We start from the raw sequence: 25,251 nt of genomic DNA, 5'->3' as shown, positions 1-25,251 counted from the left end.
GGGCCGTTTGCTGGCGTAGCCAACGGGGTAGAGATTCGGCACGACCGAGTCTGTCGACCCGAAGGCGGGATCCATGACTTTCGACCTGACCCCGACCGCAGCGCAGCATGACCTGGCCCGGCGGGCCCATGAGTTCGCCGAAGAAGTGGTCCGGCCGGTGGCGCTCCACTACGACCAGCGGCAAGAGTTCCCGTGGCCGGTCCTGGAGGAGGCAGCCCAGCGCGGCTTCTACAGCCCGCTGTTTTACCGCGATCTGATCGGCGACCCGACCGGCCTGTCGTTGCCGATGTTCATGGAAGAGCTGTTCTGGGGCTGCGCCGGGATCGGCCTGGCGATCGTGATGCCGGCGTTGGCCCTGTCGGCGATCGGACAGGCCGCGTCCCCGGAACAGATGTTGGAATGGGCACCCGAATGCTTCGGAACCCCGGGCGATCTCAAGCTCGCAGCGCTGGCGATCTCGGAGCCCGAAGGTGGCAGCGACGTACGGAACCTGCGCACCCGCGCGCGCCGCGACGGTGACGACTGGATCATCGACGGCCACAAGATGTGGATCGGCAACGGCGGAATCGCCAACGTCCATGTGGTCAACGCCGTCGTCGACGAGGAACTCGGCCATCGCGGTCAAGCGCTGTTCGTGGTGCCCGGTGGCACGCCCGGGCTCAAGCTGGTTCGTAAGTTGGACAAGCTGGGCTGCCGCGCGTCACACACCGCCGAGCTGCTGTTCGAGGGCGTCCGCGTCCCAGGCGCGAATCTGCTAGGCGGAGAAGAGAAGCTGGAGCACAAGCTCGCCAAGGCGCGTGAAGTCGTGGCGGGTGGAAAGCGTTCGGGCTCTGCCACCCTGGGCACCTTCGAACAGACCCGGCCCATGGTCGCCGCGCAGGCGATCGGCATCGCGCGGGCGGCGCTGGAATACGCGACGGCATACGCCACCGAGCGCGAGGCATTCGGCGGGCCAATCATCGATAACCAGGGCATCGCCTTCCCGCTGGCGGAGCTGGCCACCCAGATCGACGCGGCGCGGTTGCTGACCTGGCGGGCATCGTGGATGGCCGCCAACAACGTGCCCTTCGAGCGCGGGGAAGGGTCGATGTCGAAGATGGCCGCCAGCGAGGTGGCCGTCAAGGCCACCGAACGCGCGATTCAGACCATGGGTGGCTGGGGCTACATCACCGATCACCCGGTGGAGAAGTGGTATCGGGATGCCAAGCTCTACACCATCTTTGAGGGCACCAGCGAGATCCAGCGGATGGTCATCGCCAATGCGCTGGGAGCCAGCGTCGGCACCCCGCCGTTGCACGTGGTGCTCGAACCGTCCGGCGGCCCGCTGAACCGCGTCTTCGGGCGGGGCACCCCGCTGCGCTCCCGCGCCGCCGACACCGCGTTGTCCATGCAGGACCGGGTGCCCGAGCCCGTGATGCGGCTGGCCATGAAGGTGCTCCGACCGCCACGTAAGTGACGAATCTGGGTACGGTCGGTGTGGACGATGAGCAACCTTGAACCGGCGCCGATCGAAGTTGCCTGCGCTGCAGTGCCGAGCGCGGGCACCGAGGTGCTGCGGCCTCGCGAGGTTCCGTTGGGCGGTCCGCGGGCGATGCGCGTACGACGCACGCTGCCGCAACGGCAACGATCGCTGATCGGCGCCTGGTGCTTCGTCGACCATTACGGTCCCGCGTCCGCGCGCATGGACGTCCCGCCGCATCCGCACACCGGACTACAAACCGTCAGCTGGTTGTTCAGTGGGGAAGTGGAGCACAACGACAGCGCTGGCGTGCAGGCGGCGATACGTCCCGGCGAGTTGAACCTCATGACCGCCGGCGCCGGTATCTGCCACTCGGAGGTATCGGTTCCGTCGGCGGCGGCCTTGCACGGTGTCCAGCTCTGGGTGGCGCTGCCCAATTCGGATCGCGCCACCGATCGCGCCTTCGACCACTACGCGCCGCAGCCGGTACCGCTTCCGGGGGCGACGGTGCGCGTGTTCCTCGGGGACCTGGCCGGCAGCCGGTCCGCGGTGCATACCTTCACTCCGTTGCTGGGCGCCCAGGTCGATCTCGACGCCGGGGCTCACCTGGACCTCGATGTCGATCCTGCCTTCGAGCATGGTGTGCTCTGCGACCTGGGGACAGTCCGTGTTGAGGGAGCCCCTGTGGCCGTCGCTGAGTTGGCCTACCTGAACCCCGGCCGCTCCTCGCTGCTCCTGCGCAACGAGGGAGACGGGCCGGCGCGGGTACTCCTGCTCGGCGGGACTCCGTTCACCGAAGAACTGGTGATGTGGTGGAACTTCGTGGGACGAAGTCACGACGACATCGCGGCGTACCGCCAACTGTGGGAGGCCGGCGACGACCGCTTCGGCGCCGTCCACAACTACCGGGGTTCGCTCACCCGGCTGCCCGCCCCGCCGTTGCCGACCACTCGGCTGCGGCCTCGACCGAATCCCAAACGAAAGGAAAGCACCAATGGCCACCGATAAGACCGGAGCAGAGGCCACCGTCAGCCTCGAGGACGGCCGCTACACGATTGCGGTCGAAGGTAAGCAGGTCGGCCTCGCCGACTTCGCCGACCGCGGCGACCAGCGCGTCTTCTACCACACCGAAATCGACCCGGCGTACGGCGGACGGGGCCTGGCGACGATCCTCGTCCAAGAGGCGCTGAACGAAGCGCGCGGCGAGGGCAAGCGCATTGTTCCGGTGTGCTCGATGATCGGGACCGTGCTGAAGAAACACCCCGAGTACGACGACATCACCGATGCCGTGACGCCGGACATTCTGCGGTGGGTGCAGTCGTAGTCGGTCCGAAACACTACGGGTTATTGCCATGCGGGTCCGATCCGGTACCGTCGCGTCTTACAATCCAAGGGGAAAGGCTCGCGGTATCCTAGCTTCGACATTGAAAATAGCTCTAAGAGCTGCCCCCAGTGGCAATGCTGAGAATGTCTTCCACCGACCATTTCATGATGTGACTAAAGATCGTCGCGTCACCGACTACTAATGTCGCACACGCCCCGTTCAGGCATAATTCGACATTGCCCTTTTCCAACTCAGTGACTTGAACACCGGGTGCGTATCCGAGCTTATAGAGGCTGGCGCCCAGAGCGCCCGAAGCAAGGTCCGAACGAGCAGCAGTTACCCAATCCCATATGAGATACTTCTCGACCAGTTCAAACGTCGAAAACTTCGCCACATCGTTCCGCCTTTGCCCGCGGTCGTCCACTACGTCGACAACCCAACCTCCATCGCCATCCCGAAGATGCACGGAGTAGTCGTCCGACTTGAAGAGGATGTCGCAGTCGCCACAACTAAGGGAGGTCGTGACGTTGGTCAAACCCGATTTGGGCGCCCACACGGACCAATTGTTCGATAATCGAGAGAAATCTGCCATTTTCACCGTACCCGTACCAATACTCCATAGCGTTCGAGTTCAAACACCGTACCATTTGTGCCGTCTGGTTTGATGATCCGGAATTGTTGGCCGCCACCTGGCTGATGGAACCACGGAGCCACTTCAGACTGCTCGATGTGCCAGCCTGGAGGTAGGTGAGATGGGTCTCCCACCGCGTATTCATAGTAAGGCTTCACCGCGCTCTCTGATGGGAGTGATAGCTCAGCGAAAGGTGTGCCTTCGGGCGCCAAGTAAGCGCCATAAGGGCTGCCGAAACGTCCGAGAATCGTCCCCGGTTCAAGATGCGCGTCGGGAATTACTGTCCCCGGAACCGCATATGGTTTGGTTGCCAGCGTGTCGTCGGGATAGGACAGGCTTCCGTCGGGATGAGTGAACTCCGGGCCCGGTTCCGCCGGGTGGTAGCCGTTGAACAACTCGTGCTCCGGAGGCAGGGGCGGAGGCGGCGGCGCATCGGGGGCCACTGGGGCCCGTGGGCCGTGCGGCGCCACCGGCACATGCGGCCCCGCTGGCGGTCCGGCATCCGGAGGCTCACCGCCGCCACCGCCCCCTGGGTGCGGCCCGTGCTCGACGACGGGCGCGGGACCGGGGTGGGTGCCCGGCACCGGTTCCCCGCTTACGCCCGGAGTGGGTGAACCGTGTGGATTCAGGTCCGCTCCGGCACTTGCCGCGCGCTCCTCCGCACCGGTCAAGGCGCGAGGAAAGAAATTGTCGCCGGTCAAGCCCTCTATTGCTTCGCGACTGAAAAGCGTCTTGAGTCCCTGCCAGGCCACCTGACCGCCCGCCTTCAACACATAGCCGCCGCCGACCGCGGTGGTGATGGCGCTCCACAACGGTTCCGGGGTGGCTTCCACCTTCCCGGGATCAAGCGTGCGCATGCCGGTCAACTTGCCGCCGCTGAAGGTGTAAGACGTGCCCGTGGCCTGATCGAAGAATTCGCCGGCGCCGTTCTTGAGTTGGCCGTAGACCTGCACCGGCTGCCCGTCCACGGTGTGGGTGAACATGAAACGGCCGTCGGGAGCGATCGTGATCGACGCGGGGTCGACGTCCCTGTAATCGGGGATCTTGCCCAGGTCGTCGAGCGCGTGAGCGAGGTCCGCCTTCAGCTTGGGCAGGCTGGCACTGGCGGCCTCGCCCTCGGGTGACCCCGGGCCATGGGAGTAAAGGTCGGCCATCGCCTTGTTCAGCGCATCCTGCGCGGCGCGCACCTTGCCCATCTGATCCAACACCGCTTGGTCGGTGATCCGGCGGAGGTCGGCCAGCGCTTGTAGCTGGGCCTCTGTGGGCTTCGGCGAACCGTCGGCATCGACATCGTGAAGGGCCGCGGGATCGTATCCGTCGGCTCGTAGGTTGGTCAGCGCATTCCGTAGGCCGTCGGAGTAGCCGTTGCGTATCGAATTGAGCTGTGCCACCGCGGCTTTGGTGTCGTCGATGGCGTCCCTCTCACAATTGCGGATGAGGGCATCGAGGGTGTGCCGGTCCTCCGCGCTGAGGTTGCCGGCTTGCTCCATTGCGACGGCTTGGCCGATCAAGCCGTCGAGCGTTTGCAACTGCGCCTCGAGTGTCGCGATCTCCGCCTCGGCGGCCTTCTGCGCCTCAGCCAAGGAAGCTGCGATGTTTTCCAGGTCTACGCCGATTTTGGGCAACTGCAGGGACTGAACACCCAGCGACTGGGTCACCCGCTGCACTTCGACGGAGTCATTGATCGGATGGCCGCCATCCCGACGGTTCCATGCAGCGTTGAAGCGGCTGCGGGCTTGCTCGAAAGCGTGCTGCGCCTCAGCGGTGCATCGGCCGGCACGGTGGAACACCTCCGCCAGCGAGGAGATCTGCCCGGGGCTCCCGGATTGCAGGCTTTTGTTGATCGCCCAGGGGTCACCGCCGGCCTCGGCGATCAGCGCCGCAACGCTTATGTAGCGCAGCTGCATCGCATCACCCGTAGCTGCGCAGCGTCACACGCCGCGACGACCATTGCCACCCCTCCTGAGCTGGCAATTACGCTACTAATGCGATTGCAGACGTCAATTCACTGCGGCGACCAAGCGTGCTGAGCCCGGCGCAACATGGCGGAAAGCACGAAGGTCACGAACTCCTCGAGTCCGTGACCTCAGCGCCAGCGATTCGTCGAACCGCTCAAATGTGGGCGAAGGGGGACTTGAACCCCCACGTCCCGAAGGACACTGGCACCTGAAGCCAGCGCGTCTGCCATTCCGCCACTCGCCCGGAAAAACAACCGATGGACCATACCACTCTAATAGCCGCATCCCCCAACCCGCCTGGTCGGGCGTGGAGAGCGTGGGACGCTGGGGGACAACGCGTCTGAGCAGGGCCGACGAAGTTCTCAGAGTTTCGACGGTGCCGCGCCGTCGCGCTGTCCCGATAACATGCTGGGGTGAGGGACACGGGCCGAATCGTTTGCCGCGCGCAAGCGGCATGGTGCGGCAAGTGCATGCGAGCGGCGGACCATGAGTAGCCAACGCGGGTTGGCCGCGCGGATCGAGCGCAAGCTTGAGGCCACCGTCGACAACGCGTTCGCCCGGGTCTTCGGCGGATCGATCGTTCCGCAGGAGGTCGAGGCGCTGTTGCGCCGCGAAGCCCGCGACGGGGTCCAGAAGCTTCACGGCAATCGGCTTTTGGCCCCCAACGAATACATCATTACCCTCGGTAGGCACGACTTCGAGAAGGTGGGCGCCGACCCTGATCTCACGTCGGGCGCTTTCGCTAGGTACTTGGTCGACTACATCCATGAACAGGGGTGGCAAACGTATGGTGATGTGGTCGTCCAGTTCGAGCAGTCGTCGGATTTGCGTACTGGGCAGTACCGCGCCCGCGGTGCTGTCAATCCCGATGTGCAGCCCCGCCCGACGGTCCACGACCCCGTCCGGCCACAATCAAATAATGCGTTCGGCGCAGAACGAGGAGTAGGACCAATGACTGACGATTCGAGCTACCGCCCTCCGGGGCCTGGGCGGCCTGGCGACGAGTACTACGACGAGCGCTACGCGCGCCCGCAAGACGACGCGCGCGCCGGCGACCAGCCGCAGGGCGGGCCTGACCCGCGCGCGGGGTACCCGCCCGAGCAGAGCGGCTATCCGCCGCAGCAGGGCTACCCGCCCCCGCGCCACCCCGAGCAGGGCGGCTACCCGGATCAGGGCGGCTACCCAGGCCAGGGCGGTTACCCCGACCAGCGCGGCTACCAAAGCCCCGGCGGCTACCCCGACCAGCGCGGCTACCCGGATCAGGGCGGTTACCCCGACCAGCGCGGCTACCAAGGCCCCGGCGGCTACCCCGACCAGGGCCAGGCCGGCGCCCCGCCGCAGTATGAGCAGCGTCCTCCCGCGCCCGCCGGCTACGGCGGCCAGGGCTACGACCAGGGCTACCGTCAGGGTGGCGGCTACGCCGCTCCGCCCGGTGGCGGCCAGCAGGGCTATGGCGGTTACGGCGATTACGGCCGCGGGGCGGCCCGCCAGGACGAGGGCTACGCTCCGCCCGAGCAACGGCCGGCCTACCCGGAGCAGGGCGCCGGATATGAACAAGGCGGCGGGTACGAGCAGGGCGGGTACGAGCAGGGCTACCAGCAGGGCGGTGGGTACGGCCGCCAGGAGTACGGGGCCGGCGACTACACGCAATACGCCGAGAACGTGCCGGCCGGGGGATACCCCGGTCAGGCCGGGGGATACCCCGAGACCGCGCACCGCGACTACGACTACGGCCAGCAGGCCGAGTACGCGCAGCCGAGCGAGTACGGCCAGCCCGCCGACTACGGGCAGCCGGCAGACTACGGTCAGCAGGCCGGCGGCTACGGCGGTTACGGCGGTTACGGCGCGGCCGGAACGACGGTCACCCTGCAGCTCGATGACGGCAGCGGCCGTACTTATCAGCTGCGTGAGGGGTCCAACATCGTCGGCCGTGGACAGGACGCGCAATTCCGACTGCCCGACACCGGGGTCTCACGACGTCACCTCGAGATCCGCTGGGACGGGCAGGTGGCGCTCCTGTCGGACCTGAACTCCACCAACGGCACCACCGTCAACAACGCACCGGTGCAGGAGTGGCAGTTGGCGGACGGGGACGTGATCCGCCTGGGTCATTCGGAGATCATCGTCCGGATCCACTAAACCCGCTGGGCTCAACGCTGCCGTGCTTCGCCCCGCGTCGACCGCCGTCCAAGTATCGTGACGTTGCCGATGTGCGCGGGGTCACGGGCGCCAAGGGGACGCTGGATTTCGGGGCCAGGACGGAAAGGACGCCAGATGCAGGGACTCGTACTGCAGCTGACGCGCGCCGGATTTTTAATGTTGTTATGGGTATTCATCTGGTCCGTGTTGCGGATTCTGCGGACGGATATCTACGCGCCCACGGGTGCTGTCATGGTGCGCCGGGGGTTGGCGCTGCGCAGCACCCTGCTGCCCTCGCGGCAACGCCGGCACGCCGCGCGCTACCTGGTGGTGACCGAGGGCGCGTTGGCGGGGGCGCGCATCACACTCAGCGGGCAGCCGGTGTTGATCGGAAGGGCTGACGACTCGACGCTGGTGCTGACCGACGACTACGCCTCGACGCGGCACGCCCGCCTATCGCAGCGCGGCTCGGAATGGTACGTCGAGGATCTAGGATCGACCAACGGCACTTACCTTGACAGGGCAAAGGTGACGACTGCGGTACGAGTTCCGATAGGGACGCCGATTCGGATCGGCAAAACGGCGATCGAGTTGCGCCCGTGACCCTGGTCCTGCGATACGCCGCGCGCAGCGACCGCGGCCTGGTGCGCTCCAACAACGAAGACTCCGTATACGCCGGTGCGCGACTCCTCGCCCTGGCCGACGGCATGGGCGGTCACGCCGCCGGCGAGGTGGCCTCCCAATTGGTGATCGCCGCACTGGCTCACCTGGACGACGACGAACCCGGCGGCGACCTGCTGGCCAAGCTCGACGCTGCGGTGCGTGCCGGCAACGCCGCCATCGCGGCACAGGTGGAGGCCGAGCCCGAGCTCGAGGGAATGGGCACCACGCTCACCGCCATCCTGTTCGCGGGCGACCGAATTGGGTTGGTGCACATCGGTGACTCGCGTGGCTATCTGCTGCGCGACGGTGAGCTGACGCAGATCACGAAGGACGACACGTTCGTCCAAACGCTGGTTGACGAAGGCCGGATCACCCGGGAAGAGGCACACAGTCACCCGCAGCGGTCACTGATCATGCGCGCGCTGACCGGTCACGAGGTCGAGCCCACGTTGACCATGCGCGAGGCGCGCGCCGGTGACCGCTACCTGCTCTGCTCGGACGGGCTCAGCGACCCGGTCAGCGACGAGACCATCCTCGAGGCGCTGCAGATACCCGACGTCGCCGAAGCCGCCTACCGCCTGATCGAGCTGGCCCTGCGCGGCGGTGGGCCCGACAACGTGACCGTGGTGGTGGCCGACGTCGTCGACTACGACTACGGCCAGACCCAGCCGATCCTGGCCGGCGCGGTCTCCGGGGACGACGACCAGATGACATTGCCCAACACCTCCGCGGGCCGCGCCTCGGCGATCAGGCCGCGGGAAGAGGCGGCCAAACGTGTTGCGCCACAACCGGAAACACCTACCCGGCCGCGGTGGCCCCGGCGGCGGATGTTCTTTGTGGTCACGCTCGCGGTGCTGTTCGTGCTGTCGGGCCTGGCCATCGGTTGGTGGGTGATCCAGCGCAATTATTACGTCACCGAATACGACGGCCGAGTTTCGATCGTCCGCGGAATCCAAGGTTCTTTGTTGGGCGTGCCCCTTCAGCAGCCGTATCTGATGGGCTGCCTGACCGCCCGCAACGAACTCTCTCTGATCAGCTATGGGCAATCCGATCATTCCAATTGTCAACTGATGACGTTGCGGGACCTGCGCCGTCCCGGGCAGGTCCAGGTGCAGACCGGACTGCCGGGCGGCAGCCTGGACCAGGCCGAGTCACAGCTAAGACAGTTGCTCGCCGAGTACCTGCTGCCCACCTGCCCGTCCCCGCGCGCCACGTCGCCGCCGGGGCAGCCCGCCCCCGGGAGCGGCACCCCCGAATCCAGTGTCGCGACATCGCCAGCACCGACCACGCCACCAACCACCACCTCTCCCGGCTCCAGCGCCCCAGCTCCTACCAGCGCCACAGGCGGCCCCGCGCCCTCGTCGCCGGCGGGCCCCACCACCACATCGCAGACGGTCACCGCGCTTCCAGCGCCTCCACTTCAACCGGGCATCGACTGCCGGACGGTGGCATGACGACGCAACTCCAGCCGCCCGTCGCGGTCACGCCTCCGCTGCCCACCCGTCGCAACGCCGAGCTGCTGCTGCTGTGCTTCGCCGCAGCGATCACCGTCGCCGCGTTGTTGATTGTCGAGGCGAACCAGGACCGCGTATTGCGCTGGAACGTGATCAGCTACGGGCTGATATTTCTGCTCGTGTTCGGGTCGGCGCACCTGGCTATCAGACGGTTCGCTCCCTATACCGATCCGCTGCTCTTGCCAATTGTGGCGCTGCTCAACGGACTTGGGCTGGTGATGATCCATCGGCTCGATCTGGTGAACAATCAGCTCAGCGGCCGTCATCACCCCAGCGCCACCCAGCAGATGATGTGGACTCTGGTCGGGGTGGTCACGTTCGCGCTCGTGGTCACGTTTCTGAAAGACCACCGGCAGCTTGCGCGGTACGGCTACATCTGCGGAATCACCGGCCTGGTGCTGTTGGTGATTCCCGCATTGCTGCCGGCATCGCTGTCCGAACAGAATGGCGCGAAGATCTGGATTCGCTTCCCCGGCTTCTCAATTCAGCCCGCCGAATTCTCAAAGATCTTGCTACTGATCTTCTTCTCCGCCGTGTTGATCGCCAAGCGGGGCCTGTTCACCAGCGTCGGTAAGCATTTCATGGGCCTGACGCTGCCGCGCCCGCGTGACCTTGCGCCGCTGTTGGCCGCCTGGGTGCTCTCGGTGGGCGTGATGGCGTTCGAGAAGGACCTCGGTACCTCGCTGCTGCTCTATGCGTCGTTTCTGGTGGTGCTTTACCTTGCGACACAGCGGTTCAGCTGGGTGGTGATCGGCCTCGTGCTGTTCGCGGTCGGCAGCGTCATCGCGTATTTCGTCTTCGCGCACGTCCGGGTGCGCGTGCAAATGTGGTGGGACCCGTTCTCCGACCCCGACGGCAGCGGTTACCAGATCGTGCAGTCGCTGTTCAGTTTTGCCACCGGCGGCATCTTCGGCACCGGGCTGGGCAACGGCCAACCCGACACCGTGCCGGCCGCGTCGACGGACTTCATCATCGCCGCGTTCGGCGAGGAGCTGGGCCTCGTCGGGCTCGCCAGCATCTTGATGCTCTACACCATCGTCATCGTCCGCGGGATGCGCACCGCCATCGCCACCCGGGACAGCTTCGGCAAGCTGTTGGCCGCGGGGCTGGCGTCCACCCTGGCCATCCAATTGTTCATCGTCGTGGGCGGTGTGACACAGCTGATTCCGCTCACCGGGCTCACCACACCGTGGATGTCCTACGGCGGGTCGTCGCTGCTGGCGAACTACGTGCTGCTGGCCATCCTCGCTCGGATATCCAACAGCGCCCGGCACCCATTGCGGGGCCGCGAGCGCAAGGACGCGCCGATTGCGGCCGCCAACACCGAGGTGATCGAGAAGGTATGAACACCTCTCTGCGCCGCATCTCGATCGCCGTCATGGCGTTGATCGTGCTGCTGCTGCTCAACGCCACGATGACGCAGGTGTTCGCCGCCGACTCCTTGCGCGCCGACCCGCGCAACCAGCGGGTGCTGCTCGACGAGTATTCGCGCCAACGCGGCCAAATCGTCGCCGGGGGCCAACTTCTGGCCTACTCCGTGGCCACCGACAGCCGCTTCCGCTTCCTGCGCGTGTACCCCAACCCGTCGGTGTACGCGCCGATCACCGGCTTCTACTCCCTGCGTTATTCGAGCACCGGCTTGGAACGCGCCGAGGACCCGCTGTTGAACGGCTCCGACGAGCGGCTGTTCGGCCGCCGCCTGGCCGACTTCTTCACCGGCCGCGATCCACGCGGCGGCAACGTCGACACCACCATCCGGCCGCGCGTCCAACAGGCCGGGTGGGACGCGATGCAGCAGGGTTGTGGCGGGCCGCCGTGCAAGGGCGCCGTCGTCGCCCTCGAGCCGTCCACCGGCAAGATCCTGGCCATGGTGTCGTCGCCGTCCTATGACCCCAATCTGTTGTCTTCGCATGATCCCGCGGTGCAGGCGCAGGCATGGCAGCGGCTTCGTGACGACCCCGACAATCCGCTGACCAACCGTGCCATCTCGGAGACCTACCCGCCCGGCTCCACGTTCAAGGTGGTCACCACCGCGGCGGCATTGCAGGCCGGCGCGACCGACGCCGAGCAGTTGACCGCGGCGTCCTCGATTGCGCTGCCTGACAGCACCGCCACGTTGGAGAACTATGGCGGCCAGCCCTGCGGCAGCGAGGCCACGGTGTCGCTCAAGCAGGCGTTCGCCCTGTCCTGCAACACCGCGTTCGTCCAGCTCGGCATGCACACCGGCGCCGATGCGTTGCGCAGCATGGCGCGGGCGTTCGGAATGGACACCACCCCGAGCGTCATCCCGCTGCAGGTCGCCGAATCAACGATCGGGATCATCCCGGACGCCGCCGCGCTGGGCATGTCCAGCATCGGTCAGAAGGACGTCGCGCTGACGCCGCTGGAGAACGCCGAGATCGCCGCGACCGTCGCAAACGGCGGGGTGCAGATGCAGCCCTACCTGATCGACAGCCTCAAGGGTCCCGATCTGGCCAACATCAGCACCACCGTTCCCTATCAGCAGCGCCGCGCGGTGTCGCCCCAGGTCGCCGCTAAGCTAACAGAGCTGATGGTCGGCGCCGAGAAGGTCGCACAGCAGAAAGGGGCCATTCCCGGCGTGCAGATCGCATCGAAGACTGGTACCGCAGAGCACGGCACCGATCCGCGTAATACGCCGCCGCACGCGTGGTACATCGCCTTCGCGCCCGCGCAGACGCCGAGAGTCGCCGTGGCAGTGTTGGTGGAGAATGGCGGCGACCGCCTGTCCGCGACGGGAGGTGCACTCGCCGCGCCGATCGGACGGGCTGTGATCCAAGCCGCGCTACAGGGAGGACCATGAGCCCGCGAGTTGGTGTGACGCTGTCTGGCAGATATCGCCTGCAGCGCCTGATCGCCACCGGCGGCATGGGCCAAGTGTGGGAGGCGGTGGACAGCCGGCTCGGCCGGCGCGTCGCGGTCAAGGTGCTCAAGCAGGAGTTTTCCCAGGATCCGGAGTTCATCGAACGGTTCCGCGCCGAGGCGCGCACCACCGCGATGCTCAACCACCCCGGCATCGCCCAGGTCCATGACTACGGCGAAAGTCAGCTGGACGGGGAGGGCCGCACCGCCTACCTGGTGATGGAGCTGGTCAACGGTGAGCCGCTGAACTCGGTGCTCAAGCGCACGGGCCGGCTGTCGTTGCGGCACGCGCTGGACATGCTCGAGCAGACCGGCCGGGCGCTGCAGGTCGCGCACGCGGCGGGCCTGGTGCACCGCGACGTCAAGCCCGGCAACATCCTGATCACGCCGACGGGACAGGTGAAGATCACCGACTTCGGTATCGCCAAGGCCGTTGACGCCGCACCCGTCACGCAGACAGGGATGGTGATGGGCACCGCCCAGTACATCGCCCCCGAACAGGCCCTGGGCCACGACGCGACCCCCGCCAGCGACGTGTACTCGCTCGGGGTCGTCGGCTACGAGGTCGTGTCGGGCAAGCGGCCGTTCACCGGTGACGGTGCGCTGACGGTGGCGATGAAGCACATCAAGGAACCCCCGCCGCCGCTGCCGGCGGAGCTGCCGCCCAACGTGCGGGAACTCATCGAGATCACGCTGGTCAAGAACCCGGCGATGCGGTATCGCAGCGGCGGGCCGTTCGCCGATGCCGTGGCGGCCGTACGGGCCGGCCGTCGTCCACCCCGGCCCAGCCAGTCACCGCCGCCCGGGCGGGCCTCGCCGGCGGCCATTCCGTCGAGCCCGACGACCAGGGCGGCCGCCGTGTCCAGCACCCGGACCGCGGCGCCGCGCCGATCCCGGCCCGCCACCGGGGGCCACCGCCCACCCCCGGCCCGGCGAACCTTCTCGTCGGGCCAGCGCGCGTTGTTGTGGGCCGCCGGAGTGCTCGGCGCGCTGGCGATCATCATCGCGGTGCTCATCGTCATCAATTCGCGCGCCGATACCCAGCAACAGCCGCCGCCCCCGACGGTCACCGACACCGGGAGTCCGCCGGCGCCGCCGCCGACGACCAACACCCCGAGCGGTTCCGCGTCCGGCCCCGCGCTGCGGCTGAATTGGACGGATCGCGGGACGATAAGTAATTCTGGACTGCAACGCGGGCCGGCCGAACACGGGTGGGGTGACCCACTAACGCCCAGCGCGTCACCGGCCCGACACGAGATACCAAGATGACCACCCCTCAGCACCTGTCTGACCGTTATGAACTGGGCGAGATCCTCGGCTTCGGGGGTATGTCCGAGGTTCACCTGGCCCGCGACGTCCGGTTGCACCGCGATGTGGCGGTCAAAGTGCTGCGCGCGGACCTCGCCCGCGATCCCAGCTTCTATCTACGGTTCCGCCGCGAGGCCCAAAACGCCGCCGCGCTCAACCACCCGTCGATCGTCGCGGTGTATGACACCGGCGAGGCGGAGACCCCGACCGGTCCGCTGCCCTACATCGTCATGGAGTACGTCGACGGCGTGACCCTGCGCGACATCGTGCACACCGACGGCCCGCTGCCCCCGCGGCGAGCGATCGAGATCATCGCCGACGCGTGCCAGGCACTGAACTTCAGCCATCAGAACGGCATCATCCATCGCGACGTCAAGCCGGCGAACATCATGATCAGCAACACCAACGCGGTCAAGGTGATGGACTTCGGCATTGCGCGGGCGATCGCCGACAGCGGCAACAGCGTCACCCAGACCGCGGCCGTGATCGGGACGGCCCAATACCTCTCTCCCGAGCAGGCCCGCGGCGACACCGTCGACGCCCGGTCCGATGTCTACTCGCTGGGCTGTGTGCTCTACGAAATCCTTACGGGTGAACCGCCTTTCACCGGAGATTCGCCCGTCGCGGTCGCTTACCAGCACGTGCGCGAGGACCCTATTCCACCGTCGCAGCGGCACGAGGGCATCTCCGCCGACCTCGATGCCGTCGTGCTGAAGGCGTTGGCCAAGAACCCGGACAACCGCTACCAGACCGCGGCCGAGATGCGCGCCGACCTGGTGCGCGTACACAACGGCGAGCCGCCCGAGGCGCCGAAGGTACTCACCGACGCCGACCGCAGCGGTCTGATCGCCGCCGGCGCTAACCAGCCCGGACCGCGCACGGATCCACTGCCCCGGCAACCTCTCCGTCGCATCGACGACGGAGACGGCGGGTCGGTCGGTCGCTGGATCGTCGCTGTCGCCGCCCTTGCGGTGCTGACGATCGTCGTCGTCATCGCCTTCAACACCTTCGGCGGCACCACGCGCGATGTCCAGGTGCCCGACATGCGCGGCCAAGTGTCCGCCGACGCCATTGCGGCGCTGCAGAATCACGGCTTCAAGACGCGTACCTTGCAAAAGCCCGACTCGACGATCCCGCCCGACCACGTCATCAGCACCGATCCCGGCGCCAACGCGTCGGTGAGCGCGGGTGACGAGATCACGATCAACGTGTCGACGGGTCCCGAGCAGCGCGAGGTGCCCGACGTCTCCTCGCTGAGCTACTCCGACGCGGTGAGCAAGCTCAAAGCCGCCGGATTCAGCAAATTCAAGCAGGCCAACTCGCCGTCGAGCCCCGAGTTGCTGGGCAAGGTGATCGGCACCAACCCGCCGGCCAACCAGACGTCCGCGATCACCAACGTGATCACCGTGATCGTCGGCTCAGGTCCAGAGACCAAGCAGGTGCCCGACGTCGGCGGCCAAACCGTCGACGTCGCGCAGAAGAACCTCACCGTCTACGGCTTTACCAAGATCACCCAGGCGCAGGTGGACAGCACGCGGCCCGCCGGGGAGGTGATCGGCACGAATCCGCCCAAGGGGCAGACGGTTCCGGTGGATTCGGTGATCGAGTTGCAGGTGTCCAAGGGCAACCAGTTCGTAATGCCCGACCTGAGCGGGATGTTCTGGACGGACGCCGAGCCTCGGCTGCGGGCGCTGGGCTGGACCGGCGTGCTGGACAAGGGTCCCGACGTGGACGCGGGCGGCTCCCAGTCCCACCGGGTGGTGTATCAGAATCCGCCGGCCGGCACCGGGTGCAACCGGGACGGGATCATCACGCTGAAGTTCGGCCAGTAGCCGCCGGATCGGCCGGAAGGTAGGGCTGCACCGCCACCCGGACCTCGTTCTCCAGCCGGCGCACCAGCGTGTCGTTGCGGGCCCATCCGCAGTAGACCAGCCAGTTCGCCAGCATGCGGTGTCCGCCCTCGGTCAGGATCGACTCCGGATGGAACTGGACCCCGTGAATCGGCAACTCACGGTGCCGCACACCCATGATGACGCCGCCGCGGGTGCGCGCGGTTACCTCCAGCACCGGTGGAAGCGACTCGGGAAGTATGGTCAGCGAGTGGTAGCGGGTCGCCGTGAAGGGATCCGGAAGTCCTTGCAGGACACCGGCATTCGTGTGAAAGACGCTGCTGGTCTTGCCGTGCAGCAGTTCGGGGGCGCGGTCCACGCTGGCACCGAAGGCGACACCGATGGCTTGATGGCCGAGGCAGACTCCGAGTAGCGGGGTGCGCTCGGCGGCGCATGCGCTCACCAGTCCAATGGACGCACCCGCGCGTTCCGGGGTGCCTGGGCCGGGGCTGAGCAGCACACCGTCGAACCGCCGGGCGATGGCGGCCTCGTCGGACAACCTGGCGTCGTCGTTGCGCCATACCTCGGCCTCGACGCCAAGCTGGCCGAGGTACTGCACCAGGTTGAACACGAAGCTGTCGTAGTTGTCGACGACCAGGATCCGCACCGTGCCAGGTTACCGTCCGGCGAAAATCAGTAGCCGATGGTTCCCATGGGCTGCGCGAAATGCAGCCGATCCGGCTCCGTGTGGCCGACGACCTGCACGTCCGGCTTGACCTCTTCTCGGTAGCCGAGCCCGAATCGGACCACGTATTGGCGGTACAGGGTGACCAGGGGAGCGGCGGCGAGGGCGGCCTGCATGGCGGCCGCGTTTCCGATCGCGGTGATCGTGTAGGGGGGGCTGTAGGTCCGGCCGTTGAGCAGGAGCGTGTTGCCGACGCAGCGGGGCACCGAGGTGGCGATGATGCGCTGGTCCTGCATCTGGATCGCCTCGGCGCCGGCGCTCCACAAGGCGTTGAGCACCGCCTCGATGTCCTGCTGGTGCACCACCAGGTCGTCGGGCGACGCATCCCGCGGGAAACGGCCGTTGGCGTCGCGCGGCGCGTCCTCCAGGGTGACGGTCAGCCCCGGGCCGTGCACCGGGTTCATGCCGGCCTCGGCGGCGAGCTCGGCTGAGCGTCGCAGCATCGCCGCCAGGGCCAGATCCGAGGAGCGTCCGTGAGCGGCGTCGATCTTGCCGGACAGCGCGTCGCGTTGGGCGTTGAGATGATTCACCGACGCCTGGGCCTCTCGGACCAGATCGACCAGCCGGGGCGCGTCACTGCGGCGGATCTCGGCGCCGCCGGACACCCCGTGCGTGGCGGCGAGCAGCAGTCCGGCCAGCAGGCACACCACCGGGACGCCGAAGCGCCAGGGTGACCGGCCTGCGTCGCTCATTTGCTCTCCAATTTCCTGGTCGGCGTGCCAGGTGAGTTAGTCTCGTAGCCAAGCTGTGCGTGCAGCTGCGGTCGTTATCGTTGCACCCCGTCCCGCTCACCGTGTTGTTGAGGTAATCATGCCCAAGTCCAAGGTCCGCAAGAAGAATGACTTCACCGTCAGCGCGGTCAGCCGTACGCCGGTGAAGGTCAAGGTCGGACCATCGAGCGTGTGGTTCGTCGCCTTGTTCGTCGGTCTCATGTTGATCGGACTGGTCTGGCTGATGGTGTTCCAGCTGGCGGCCGTCGGAAGCCAGGCGCCGACCGCGCTCAACTGGATGGCGCAACTGGGGCCGTGGAACTACGCCATCGCGTTCGCTTTCATGATCACCGGTTTGTTGCTGACGATGCGCTGGCACTGAGCGACGCCGGCTGCGGAATGAATTTATTTTTGGGCTGCCCCTTTACTGCGCCAGCAACATCGCGACCACCCAATCACACGCGTGTGATTTATCCCCACTGTTGATAGCGTCTGTGGATAACTTCATAGTCCGTGGTGGGAGGGCTTGAGCGGCGCATGCAGCAAACACAATGGGAGCCCCGCCTCGCAGGAATCGCTGGTTGTGGCGCCGCCGGCGTTCTGATGGCTATCGCCTCTGTGACCGTGGTCACAGACCCGCCCGGGCGCATTCTGACCGGGATTGCCGCAGCGGGTCTGATCTTGTTTGCGGGCGCGACGTGGCGCGCGCGGCCCAAGCTGGCAATTACCGCCGAGGGCCTGGCGCTCCGGGGATGGCTCCGGACGCAGTTATTACGGCCGTCGGACATCAAGATCATCCGCATTACCGAGTTCCGCCGCTACGGACGCAAGGTGAGGCTGCTTGAGGTCGAAACGGCCGACGACGGCCTGGTCCTCTTCTCTCGGTGGGACCTCGGGACCGATCCCCTGGAGGTCCTCGACGCCCTGACGGCCGCCGGCTACGCGGGCCGAAACCCGCGGTGACCTGACCGGGAAGCGCCCCGGCTCAGCAGATCGTGATCGACTCGATGACGACCGGTTCGGTGGGGCGGTCGTTGCTGTCGGTGGACGTCGTCGAGATCGCCTCGACAACCCGCTGCGACTCGGGATCCGTCACCTCGCCGAAGATGGTGTGCCGGCGGTTCAAGTGCGGAGTCTTGCCGACCGTGATGAAGAACTGCGAGCCGTTGGTGCCGGGGCCCGCGTTCGCCATCGCCAGCAGGTACGGCTTGTCGAACTGCAGCTCGGGGTGGAACTCGTCGGCGAACTTGTAGCCCGGGCCACCACGACCCGTTCCGGTCGGGTCGCCGCCCTGGATCATGAAGCCCTGGATCACCCGGTGAAAGACCGCGCCATCGTAGAACGGACCGGAGGAGCCACCCGATGCGTTCTGGGTCGAGTACTCCTTGGTGCCCTGCGCAAGGCCGACGAAGTTGGCGACGGTCTTGGGGGCGTGGTTTCCGAATAGAGCGACTTTGATGTCGCCGCGGTTGGTGTGCAGCGTGGCGGTAGCGGTCTGAAGGGGGCTGTTGGTCACGGCATGAGAGTCTGCCACTCCGCGTGGAGATGCCCGCACCCGGTGTCGCCCGGAGGCGAGCCGCGACCGAAAACGTGGCGCGCGCACAGCAGTTCCGCTGGTGTCCCTATGCTGGCAGTCTGTTCAGGACGCATGAGGAAGGCGGCAGATGAGCGCGAAGGCGGAATCCCGGCTGACCCCGCGCGAGCGACTCGCTCGCGGGCTGACCTATTCGACAGTGGGCCCCGTGGACGTGACGCGGGGAGTCGTCGGGCTGAGTGTCCAGTCGGCGCAGTCGACCGCAGCGCAGATCCGTCGCAAATATCAGGAGGGGCGCCTGGCCAAGGACCTCGCCGCTGCCCAAGAAACCTTCGCGCAGGAACTGGCCGCCGCGCAGGAGGTTGTTTCGAACCTGCCTCAGGCCCTGCAGGACGCGCGGCGCGCCCAGCGCCGCACCAAGCGTCCGTGGGTGTTCGCGGGAGCGGCCGTCGCCGTGCTCGCCGGCGGTGCGGTCGCGTTCAGCATTGTCCGCCGCTCAGTGCGCGCGAAGCCTCAAGATCCCCAGTCGCGGCCCCCCAGCGTCGACGTGCAACCGCGTCCCTAGTAGGCTTCCCTAGTCAGCAACGCGGCACGGCACACTTAGGGCATGGCGTCGCCCCACGCGATATGTCCTTCGAATCCAAGCGTTCTCGCCAAGTCGCGGTAGCGATTCCTGAAGTGCTCGTAGGCGTCGACATCGCCTTGAGCGCGCGCCAGCGCGGCGCGCATCCGCTGCAGCCATGTCTCACGCATCGCAAGGCCTTCATCGGCCGGCACAGCCGCCAACCGCTCAATCGCGGCCTCGGCTTCGGTGATGTCACTTTGGGTCCCGCGGTCGAGCAGTGTCTCCACCAAGACCCCTGTCGTCAACAAACCCCACGAAAGCCCTTGTCCCCCGAGCATGAGATGGTCGACCGCGCCGCGCATCAGCGGTATCGCCTCGTCGTGATTCTGGCGGCGCGCCATCTCACGGGCCTCGTAGACATCGAGCATCGGTAGATCGCACAAGAAGTGCCCCCGTTGCCGAAACACTTCGCGAACCTCGGCCAGAAGCTGCTGTCCGCGATCACGCTCGTCGTCCGCGTGACGGTGCACCAGCGCGAGCCCCAGGGTCAGCCAGGCGACAGCCAATTGGAGGTTGTCGCCGGACGGTTGTGCCATCGTCAGCGCATCCTCGATCTCGCGCACCGTGGAATCGTCGGGTCGCAGCGCGCCGGCCGGTATTCCGGTCGTGTACACGTAGCTGACGACCGTGACGTAGGAAAGGGAGTCGGCGCCATGCGCCATGGCCAGGCCGCGCTGCAGGTCGTCTCGCCATCCGGGAAGGCCCAGAGCCCATCGTGCGGTACCTCGTTGGGCGAATGCGAGCGCCAGGGGAGACCCGAAGAGGAAGTTGCCCTTTGTCGGGTCACCGTCCGCCAGGTCGATCACTCTCTGTGACAATCGGTGCATCTCAGCCCATTCGCCGGTCGCGATCTTGGCCCTGATCAAAGTGAAGGACAGCCCTACCGTCATGTCGGGGTCGCCGATGGACTCGATGAGGGCGATGGCCTCCGAAGCCAGCCGCGACGCCTCGCGCACCCTGTCCTGGAACGCGTGATCAACGACCAGCCCCGCCATCGCAATGGCCAGTGACGCCTTATCCCCTGCGGCGCTGCACAATCTCCGCAGCTCATCGAAGCGGTCCCAGATGTTGTTGACATGCACCCGCCAGGCGATCCCGCACAACATGGTGCGCGGGGCGATGCGCATGGCTGCCCGGTCCGGGTCATCAGTGTCCATTGCGTCGGCGAGCCGTAAGGCACTTTCCCAACCCAGCCGCGCGGCTGCGATGTCACGGTATCTCGCCCACGTTGCCGCGCGCATGTGCCATCCATAGGCGCCCCGCAAGTCGCCCGCCGCTTCGAGATGTTCGGCGATCAACGCCGCATTCTGGTCGGCGGCTTCCGGCTCACGCGCCTCGATGGCGCCCGCCAGCCGCCGGTGCATCTTCGCTCGATCGGACCGAAGTTGTGATTCATACGCCACGCTGCGGATCAGCGGGTGGTGAAAAGTGAATTCGGCGCTGGGCGTGAATCGAACCTGATCGATGAGCGCTGCCTTCAGGAGTGCGTCAAGCGCGGGGGAGTTGCCCACCGCGCTCAGTAGTTCAGGCGTGAACCGCGAGCCGATCACCGCCGCGGCGTTCAGCGTCTGCTTGGCCTCGAGATCCAACCGGTCGATGCGCGCGGCGATCGTGGCCTGCAGCGTCGCCGGAACAGTGACCTCGGCTAGGTCCGTGCCACAGGTGAAACCACCGCGGTCGCCCTCGAGCACACCGCGCTCGGCAAGCTCGCGCACGATCTCCTGGGCGAAGAACGGGTTCCCGCCGGCCCGTTCGGAGACGAGCGCCTTGATACCGGCGACTGACGGATCAGGACCCAATAATTCGTCGAGCAGCACCGCGGCTTCCGACTCACTCAGCGGCGAGAGCGAAACAGTCTGCGCCCCAGGCACATTCGCGAGCTGACCGCTGTACTCGGGCCGGTAGGTGATGAGCACCATGGACGGGGTCCGCGGGACTACGGTGAGGAACTCCGCGATCATCGAGTCGCTGACCTCATCGATCCAGTGCGCATCCTCGATGACGTAAAGCACCGGTTGGGTGCGGGCCAACGAGATCGAGTTGATCAGTGCGGTCAGCCGCCGTCGCCGTGCGTCGGGATGGATCGTCGGAGGCGGTGTGTCCGGCTCTTGAATGCCCACCAGGTCGTAGAGCAGCAGCACATCATCGTCGGGGGCGTCGGGGATGCGTGCACGCACCTGTGCCCGCGCCGCCTCGTCGTCGAGTTCGGTTATGCGGAGTCCTGCGCGCAGCAGTCCTGCTGCCGCGACAAAGGGGACGTCGCTGGTATGTGATTCGCAAAAAACTGTTACCACCTCGACGCCACGACGCAGCGCCAATGCGATGGCCTCATCGGCGAGTCGCGTCTTGCCGATGCCCGGAGGCCCGGCCACGCAGACCACACACCCCCGCCCGCTCATCGATCGATCGAGGAGGCCGGCGATGGTTGCCACTTCCAGCTCTCGACCGACCAAGGCGCCTCGCAAGTCGCCACTTCGTTGCGGGCCGCCAGTCAAGCTGAGTAGGCGGCGGGCCAGGACTGGGACAGCGCTGCCCTTGACTTGCACTTCCTCGACGTCGCCCAACACGGCGGCGGGCGCGACCAATCGGGCGGTGGATTCGCTGAGCATCACCCCGCCCGGCGGTGCCACCGATTCCATCCGTTGCGCCATCCCGACTTGCTCGCCGATTGCGGTGTAGCCCAACGGGCCCGATCCGACCTCGCCCGCGATCACCTGCCCCGAATTGAGTCCCACCCGCAACTGCAGTTCCACGCCGTCGTGCTGTCGGACATCGGTAGCAAGCCGCTTGATCTCGTTTTGAACGCCCAAGGCCGCTAGGCAGGCGCGAAAAGCGTGGTCCTCGAGCGTGACCGGCGCCCCGAACACCGCCATGATCCCGTCGCCGGTGAACTTGTCCACCGTGCCCCCATAGCGATGCACCACGTCGCTACAGCGGTCGACCAGCTCGGCCATGATTTCGCGCAGCCGCTCGGCGCCGACAGTCGCGGCGATGTCCATGGAATGCACCACGTCGGCGAACAGCACCGATACTTGTTTGTACTCCGCATGTGCGGCGAGCTCGGGGATGGGCGCGCCGCAACCATGGCAGAACCGCGCATCCTCGAGGAGTTCGGTGCCGCATGCCTGGCACGTTGCTACGGCCGTCATACGACCCTCCGCCAATCACATCCCAGCGTTTGCTGGCCCCTCAAAGGATAAGCCGTTGGTACTCGACGAGGGAGTGTCAGCGATCACCGGCGCCCGCGGCACGAAGCTTTGGCGTCGACCACACGTCAGTCCTTGGCAAAGCAGAACAACCGGTAGGAAGCTTCGCCGTTGGCGAGCCGGCGGTGGATCAATGAGCCCGGCCCACCGGCATAGTCATCGGCAATGCGGCGCAACAGCGCGATGTTCGGCAGACGACGAGTGATCTGGTCGACGAACCGGTTTTGCGCGAGCCCGCGCATGACCTCCGCGTTGATCACCCGTTCCGACACCAGGCGCATGGGAATGTTGGCCAGGTCCGCCTCCCAGGCGTCGATCTCGTCGGCGTAGCGGATGTCGGCGTACAAGAACCGCCCGCCCGGGCGCAGCACACGTTGCACCTCGGCGAAGAATTTGGGGGCATCTTGGTAGTTGATCGCGGCTTCGACATTGATCACCGCGTCGAAGGACTGATCCGGGAAGGGCAGGTGTTGCGCGTCGCCCTGCACGAAGCCCAGCCCCGGCAGGGTGTGCCTCTTTCGGCAGAATTCGATTCCGACGGTGTTCAGATCCAGGCCCGTGTAGGAAGCGGGGCGCAGGGTCCGCATCAGGTACGACGCGCCGCCGCCGTGGCCACAGCTCACCTCCAGCACGTCCTTGCCCGCGAGGTCGGTCTGCGTGGCCGTGCGGTGGTAGAGCTGAATGGGAAAGCGGTCAGCCTCATCAGCCGCCGTCAGCTCGAGGGCCATCGGCGGATCCTCTTCATATCCGTAGTTCAGGAACAACACGTCGTCCCGTATGAGCAGGCGGCTGAGGAAGCGGTAGCCGTATTTGAAACGCAAATTCAGAAGCTTCAACGCGAGCGGATTGCGATTCAGCCGATCGATGATGCTTTCGATCGGCGTTCGTTGCAGCCGTCCATCGTCTTTGCCGCAATACCGGCGTGGTGATAACGGCCGAGGTAACCTGACGCCCATGCTCAAGTCTCCCATTCCGGCACTGCTGCGCGAACGCGCCAGTCTGCAGCCGAATCGGACGGCATTCACCTTTATGAATTATGAGCACGACCCATCCGGCGTCGAAGACAATTTGACGTGGTCGCAACTGTATCGACGGACGCTTAACCTTGCCCAAGAGCTTCGGCAGCACGGGTCAACCGGCGACCGCGCCCTGATACTGGCGCCCCAGGGACTCGATTACGTCACCGCATTTCTCGGCGCGATACAGGCAGGGTTCATTGCGGTTCCCCTCGGTGCCGCCAGCGACGAACGCGTTAGCTCGGTGCTGCACGACGCGTCGCCCTCCGCGGTTCTGACCACATCCTCCACCGCAGGGAAGATCGCGGGCTACCTTGAGTCGAAGTGCGCTGAGACCGCTCCGTCACTTGTCGAGGTTGATCTGTTGGATCTCGACTCGAAGAAGGCGCCGGTCGCGAGGACCGAAAGTTCACCGGACACAGTGTATTTGCAGTACACCTCTGGGTCGACTCGCACCCCCGCCGGGGTTATGGTCTCGCACAGGAACATCTTGGCCAACTTCGAGCACATGAATGCCGGCTTCTTCGGGGATCACGGAGGAGTTGCCCCACCCGATAGCACGATGGTGTCCTGGTTGCCGCTGTATCACGACATGGGTTTGCAGCTAGGGATCATCTTTTCCGTTCTTTCGGGATTCCGTAGTGTGCTCACGGATCCGGTTTCCTTTCTGCAACGGCCGGCCCGGTGGATGCAATTGCTGGCGCGGAACAGTCGCGCACATTCGGCAGCGCCTAACTTCGCCTTCGAGTTGGCCGCACGAAAAACCTCCGATGATGACCTGGCCGGACTCGACCTTGGCGACGTATCGTGCATCTTCAACGGTGGCGAGCGGGTGCAGCCTGCGACTCTGCAGCGCTTCGCCGAGCGGTTCGGCCGATTCAACCTTCGCGACAAGGTGTTACGGCCGTCGTACGGACTGGCAGAAGCTACGTTGTACGTCTCGACCCGTGAAGCCGGTCAACGGCCGGAGGTTGTTCATTTCGACTCCGAAGAGCTGACCGCGGGTCGCGCGAAACGTCGAGCAGGCGCTGGCGGCACAGCGCTCGTCAGTTACGGTGTGCCGCGGTCCCCGAAGGTTCGCATCGTTGATCCCGAGAGCCGTATTGAGTGTCCGGCGGGAACGACCGGAGAGATCTGGGTGCACGGGGGCAATGTCGCCACCGGATACTGGCAGAAGCCAAGCGACACTGAGCACACCTTCGGCGCGACGCTTGTCGCCCGGTCGGCCGACACTCCCGAAAGGCCGTGGCTGAGAACCGGGGATTTGGGTTTCATCTCCGACGGAGAGCTGTTCATCATCGGCCGTATCAAGGATCTTTTAATTGTGTATGGGCGCAACCACTCTCCCGACGACTTGGAGGGGACGATCCAGAGCATCGCACCCGGACGCTGCGCGGCGATCTCGGTTCCGGACCAGGGAACCGAAAAGCTCGTCGCCATCATCGAGCTCAAGAACCGGGCCGATTCCATGGACCAGAACGGGAACGGATTCGACGTCGTCAAACGTAAAGTCACCTCTGCAATTTCTGACGTCCATGGTGTGAGCATCGCCGATCTCGTTGTGGTGGCGCCCGGTTCGATCCCGATCACCACCAGCGGCAAGGTCCGAAGGGCGGCCTGTGTCGAGCGCTACCGACAGAATCAGTTCGCCCGGTTGGATGGGTAGCGCCGGGGCCGGCCGCTTTACGTCGACTGAGCACTCACCGTCCG

21 protein-coding genes and 1 tRNA gene are annotated in these 25,251 nt (G+C 66.1%); 14 read left to right on the top strand and 8 right to left on the bottom strand.

The features are described 5' to 3' along the window. Window positions 1-73 precede the first annotated feature (73 nt). Genes ACEL92_RS00180 through ACEL92_RS00170 form a run of 3 tightly spaced genes read left to right on the top strand, consistent with a single transcriptional unit; the run spans window position 74 to window position 2,783 of the window. Window positions 74-1,456 carry an acyl-CoA dehydrogenase family protein gene (locus ACEL92_RS00180; protein ID WP_374023676.1) on the top strand — a complete coding sequence of 461 codons (1,383 nt, stop codon included), beginning with the start codon at window positions 74-76 and terminating at the stop codon, window positions 1,454-1,456. A gap of 27 nt (window positions 1,457-1,483) precedes the next feature. Further along, window positions 1,484-2,467, top strand: coding sequence for a pirin family protein (locus tag ACEL92_RS00175; RefSeq protein ID WP_374023675.1), 984 nt, complete (start codon window positions 1,484-1,486; stop codon window positions 2,465-2,467). Then, window positions 2,454-2,783 carry a GNAT family N-acetyltransferase gene (locus tag ACEL92_RS00170; protein WP_374023674.1) on the top strand — a complete coding sequence of 110 codons (330 nt, stop codon included), beginning with the start codon at window positions 2,454-2,456 and terminating at the stop codon, window positions 2,781-2,783. Before ACEL92_RS00175 ends, ACEL92_RS00170 begins: the two co-directional genes overlap by 14 nt. A 112-nt stretch (window positions 2,784-2,895) precedes the next feature. On the opposite strand, the gene ACEL92_RS00165 is transcribed toward ACEL92_RS00170, so the two are convergent. From ACEL92_RS00165 to ACEL92_RS00155, 3 genes are all read right to left on the bottom strand, one after another. Further along, window positions 2,896-3,375, bottom strand: coding sequence for a hypothetical protein (locus ACEL92_RS00165; RefSeq protein WP_374023673.1), 480 nt, complete (start codon window positions 3,373-3,375; stop codon window positions 2,896-2,898). A 2-nt stretch (window positions 3,376-3,377) separates the two neighbouring features. Next, a complete protein-coding gene (locus tag ACEL92_RS00160) occupies window positions 3,378-5,321 on the bottom strand; it encodes a TNT domain-containing protein (RefSeq protein WP_374023672.1) in 1,944 nt (647 codons plus the stop codon). 212 nt (window positions 5,322-5,533) lie between these two features. Continuing rightward, a tRNA-Leu gene (locus tag ACEL92_RS00155) sits at window positions 5,534-5,616 on the bottom strand. Window positions 5,617-5,858: 242 nt separating this feature from the next. On the opposite strand from ACEL92_RS00155, the gene ACEL92_RS00150 reads away from it, so the two are divergent. The 7 genes from ACEL92_RS00150 (at window position 5,859) to pknB (ending at window position 15,708) form a co-directional block, all read left to right on the top strand. Continuing rightward, on the top strand, window positions 5,859-7,511 hold the full coding sequence (locus tag ACEL92_RS00150; RefSeq protein ID WP_374023671.1) for an FhaA domain-containing protein: 1,653 nt from the start codon (window positions 5,859-5,861) through the stop codon (window positions 7,509-7,511). A 135-nt stretch (window positions 7,512-7,646) separates the two neighbouring features. Continuing rightward, a complete protein-coding gene (locus ACEL92_RS00145; protein ID WP_046183038.1) occupies window positions 7,647-8,114 on the top strand; it encodes an FHA domain-containing protein in 468 nt (155 codons plus the stop codon). After that, on the top strand, window positions 8,111-9,628 hold the full coding sequence (locus tag ACEL92_RS00140) for a PP2C family serine/threonine-protein phosphatase (protein WP_374023670.1): 1,518 nt from the start codon (window positions 8,111-8,113) through the stop codon (window positions 9,626-9,628). Before ACEL92_RS00145 ends, ACEL92_RS00140 begins: the two co-directional genes overlap by 4 nt. Next, window positions 9,625-11,034 carry an FtsW/RodA/SpoVE family cell cycle protein gene (locus ACEL92_RS00135; RefSeq protein WP_374023669.1) on the top strand — a complete coding sequence of 470 codons (1,410 nt, stop codon included), beginning with the start codon at window positions 9,625-9,627 and terminating at the stop codon, window positions 11,032-11,034. The genes ACEL92_RS00140 and ACEL92_RS00135 overlap by 4 nt, the downstream gene beginning before the upstream one ends. After that, window positions 11,031-12,509 (top strand): D,D-transpeptidase PbpA, encoded by a 1,479-nt coding sequence (pbpA, locus tag ACEL92_RS00130; protein WP_374023668.1) that lies wholly within the window; start codon window positions 11,031-11,033, stop codon window positions 12,507-12,509. Before ACEL92_RS00135 ends, pbpA begins: the two co-directional genes overlap by 4 nt. Further along, on the top strand, window positions 12,506-13,837 hold the full coding sequence (locus tag ACEL92_RS00125) for a serine/threonine-protein kinase (protein WP_374023667.1): 1,332 nt from the start codon (window positions 12,506-12,508) through the stop codon (window positions 13,835-13,837). The genes pbpA and ACEL92_RS00125 overlap by 4 nt, the downstream gene beginning before the upstream one ends. Next, window positions 13,834-15,708, top strand: a complete 1,875-nt coding sequence (pknB, locus tag ACEL92_RS00120; RefSeq protein ID WP_374023666.1) for a Stk1 family PASTA domain-containing Ser/Thr kinase — start codon at window positions 13,834-13,836, stop codon at window positions 15,706-15,708. The genes ACEL92_RS00125 and pknB overlap by 4 nt, the downstream gene beginning before the upstream one ends. On the opposite strand, the gene ACEL92_RS00115 is transcribed toward pknB, so the two are convergent. Together ACEL92_RS00115 and ACEL92_RS00110 are read right to left on the bottom strand one after the other, a co-directional pair. Further along, a complete protein-coding gene (locus tag ACEL92_RS00115; protein ID WP_374023665.1) occupies window positions 15,686-16,372 on the bottom strand; it encodes an aminodeoxychorismate/anthranilate synthase component II in 687 nt (228 codons plus the stop codon). The two genes, pknB and ACEL92_RS00115, sit on opposite strands and share 23 nt — an antisense overlap. 26 nt (window positions 16,373-16,398) lie before the next feature. Then, on the bottom strand, window positions 16,399-17,142 hold the full coding sequence (locus ACEL92_RS00110) for a DUF881 domain-containing protein (RefSeq protein WP_374023664.1): 744 nt from the start codon (window positions 17,140-17,142) through the stop codon (window positions 16,399-16,401). Window positions 17,143-17,260: 118 nt separating this feature from the next. Here ACEL92_RS00110 and crgA point away from each other — a divergent pair, with 118 nt between their 5' ends. Together crgA and ACEL92_RS00100 are read left to right on the top strand one after the other, a co-directional pair. Then, the gene (gene crgA / locus ACEL92_RS00105) at window positions 17,261-17,542 is read left to right on the top strand and encodes a cell division protein CrgA (RefSeq protein ID WP_025738162.1); all 282 of its coding nucleotides are present in this window, start codon (window positions 17,261-17,263) and stop codon (window positions 17,540-17,542) included. A 155-nt stretch (window positions 17,543-17,697) separates the two neighbouring features. Continuing rightward, the gene (locus tag ACEL92_RS00100; RefSeq protein WP_374023663.1) at window positions 17,698-18,123 is read left to right on the top strand and encodes a PH domain-containing protein; all 426 of its coding nucleotides are present in this window, start codon (window positions 17,698-17,700) and stop codon (window positions 18,121-18,123) included. Window positions 18,124-18,145: 22 nt separating this feature from the next. Here ACEL92_RS00100 and ACEL92_RS00095 read toward each other — a convergent pair whose 3' ends face one another. After that, on the bottom strand, window positions 18,146-18,694 hold the full coding sequence (locus tag ACEL92_RS00095; RefSeq protein WP_374023662.1) for a peptidylprolyl isomerase: 549 nt from the start codon (window positions 18,692-18,694) through the stop codon (window positions 18,146-18,148). Window positions 18,695-18,824: 130 nt separating this feature from the next. On the opposite strand from ACEL92_RS00095, the gene cwsA reads away from it, so the two are divergent. After that, window positions 18,825-19,259, top strand: a complete 435-nt coding sequence (gene cwsA, locus ACEL92_RS00090) for a cell wall synthesis protein CwsA (RefSeq protein WP_374023661.1) — start codon at window positions 18,825-18,827, stop codon at window positions 19,257-19,259. A 35-nt stretch (window positions 19,260-19,294) separates the two neighbouring features. Here cwsA and ACEL92_RS00085 read toward each other — a convergent pair whose 3' ends face one another. Together ACEL92_RS00085 and ACEL92_RS00080 are read right to left on the bottom strand one after the other, a co-directional pair. Then, window positions 19,295-22,468 (bottom strand): AAA family ATPase, encoded by a 3,174-nt coding sequence (locus tag ACEL92_RS00085; RefSeq protein ID WP_374023660.1) that lies wholly within the window; start codon window positions 22,466-22,468, stop codon window positions 19,295-19,297. A gap of 125 nt (window positions 22,469-22,593) precedes the next feature. Further along, complete coding sequence (locus ACEL92_RS00080) at window positions 22,594-23,481, bottom strand: phthiotriol/phenolphthiotriol dimycocerosates methyltransferase (RefSeq protein WP_374023659.1); 888 nt, start codon at window positions 23,479-23,481, stop codon at window positions 22,594-22,596. On the opposite strand from ACEL92_RS00080, the gene ACEL92_RS00075 reads away from it, so the two are divergent. Further along, window positions 23,480-25,207, top strand: a complete 1,728-nt coding sequence (locus ACEL92_RS00075; protein ID WP_374023658.1) for an AMP-binding protein — start codon at window positions 23,480-23,482, stop codon at window positions 25,205-25,207. The genes ACEL92_RS00080 and ACEL92_RS00075 overlap by 2 nt on opposite strands. Window positions 25,208-25,251 lie beyond the last annotated feature (44 nt).

It is taken from the genome of Mycobacterium hainanense, assembly GCF_041890355.1.
Classification (GTDB): Bacteria; Actinomycetota; Actinomycetes; order Mycobacteriales; family Mycobacteriaceae; genus Mycobacterium; species Mycobacterium hainanense.
Note: the sequence above shows the minus strand (reverse complement) of the source record. Positions and strands in the feature narration are given on the sequence as shown.

What these genes read in the sequence shown, in the direction of transcription:
- ACEL92_RS00180 (WP_374023676.1), top strand. Translation starts at nt 74, where the DNA reads ATGACTTTCGACCTGACCCCGACCGCAGCGCAGCATGACCTGGCCCGG.
- ACEL92_RS00175 (WP_374023675.1), top strand. Translation starts at nt 1,484, where the DNA reads ATGAGCAACCTTGAACCGGCGCCGATCGAAGTTGCCTGCGCTGCAGTG.
- ACEL92_RS00170 (WP_374023674.1), top strand. Translation starts at nt 2,454, where the DNA reads ATGGCCACCGATAAGACCGGAGCAGAGGCCACCGTCAGCCTCGAGGAC.
- ACEL92_RS00165 (WP_374023673.1), bottom strand. Translation starts at nt 3,375, where the DNA reads ATGGCAGATTTCTCTCGATTATCGAACAATTGGTCCGTGTGGGCGCCC.
- ACEL92_RS00160 (WP_374023672.1), bottom strand. Translation starts at nt 5,321, where the DNA reads ATGCAGCTGCGCTACATAAGCGTTGCGGCGCTGATCGCCGAGGCCGGC.
- ACEL92_RS00150 (WP_374023671.1), top strand. Translation starts at nt 5,859, where the DNA reads ATGAGTAGCCAACGCGGGTTGGCCGCGCGGATCGAGCGCAAGCTTGAG.
- ACEL92_RS00145 (WP_046183038.1), top strand. Translation starts at nt 7,647, where the DNA reads ATGCAGGGACTCGTACTGCAGCTGACGCGCGCCGGATTTTTAATGTTG.
- ACEL92_RS00135 (WP_374023669.1), top strand. Translation starts at nt 9,625, where the DNA reads ATGACGACGCAACTCCAGCCGCCCGTCGCGGTCACGCCTCCGCTGCCC.
- pbpA (WP_374023668.1), top strand. Translation starts at nt 11,031, where the DNA reads ATGAACACCTCTCTGCGCCGCATCTCGATCGCCGTCATGGCGTTGATC.
- ACEL92_RS00125 (WP_374023667.1), top strand. Translation starts at nt 12,506, where the DNA reads ATGAGCCCGCGAGTTGGTGTGACGCTGTCTGGCAGATATCGCCTGCAG.
- pknB (WP_374023666.1), top strand. Translation starts at nt 13,834, where the DNA reads ATGACCACCCCTCAGCACCTGTCTGACCGTTATGAACTGGGCGAGATC.
- ACEL92_RS00110 (WP_374023664.1), bottom strand. Translation starts at nt 17,142, where the DNA reads ATGAGCGACGCAGGCCGGTCACCCTGGCGCTTCGGCGTCCCGGTGGTG.
- crgA (WP_025738162.1), top strand. Translation starts at nt 17,261, where the DNA reads ATGCCCAAGTCCAAGGTCCGCAAGAAGAATGACTTCACCGTCAGCGCG.
- ACEL92_RS00100 (WP_374023663.1), top strand. Translation starts at nt 17,698, where the DNA reads ATGCAGCAAACACAATGGGAGCCCCGCCTCGCAGGAATCGCTGGTTGT.
- cwsA (WP_374023661.1), top strand. Translation starts at nt 18,825, where the DNA reads ATGAGCGCGAAGGCGGAATCCCGGCTGACCCCGCGCGAGCGACTCGCT.
- ACEL92_RS00085 (WP_374023660.1), bottom strand. Translation starts at nt 22,468, where the DNA reads ATGACGGCCGTAGCAACGTGCCAGGCATGCGGCACCGAACTCCTCGAG.
- ACEL92_RS00075 (WP_374023658.1), top strand. Translation starts at nt 23,480, where the DNA reads ATGCTCAAGTCTCCCATTCCGGCACTGCTGCGCGAACGCGCCAGTCTG.
- ACEL92_RS00080 (WP_374023659.1), bottom strand. Translation starts at nt 23,481, where the DNA reads ATGGGCGTCAGGTTACCTCGGCCGTTATCACCACGCCGGTATTGCGGC.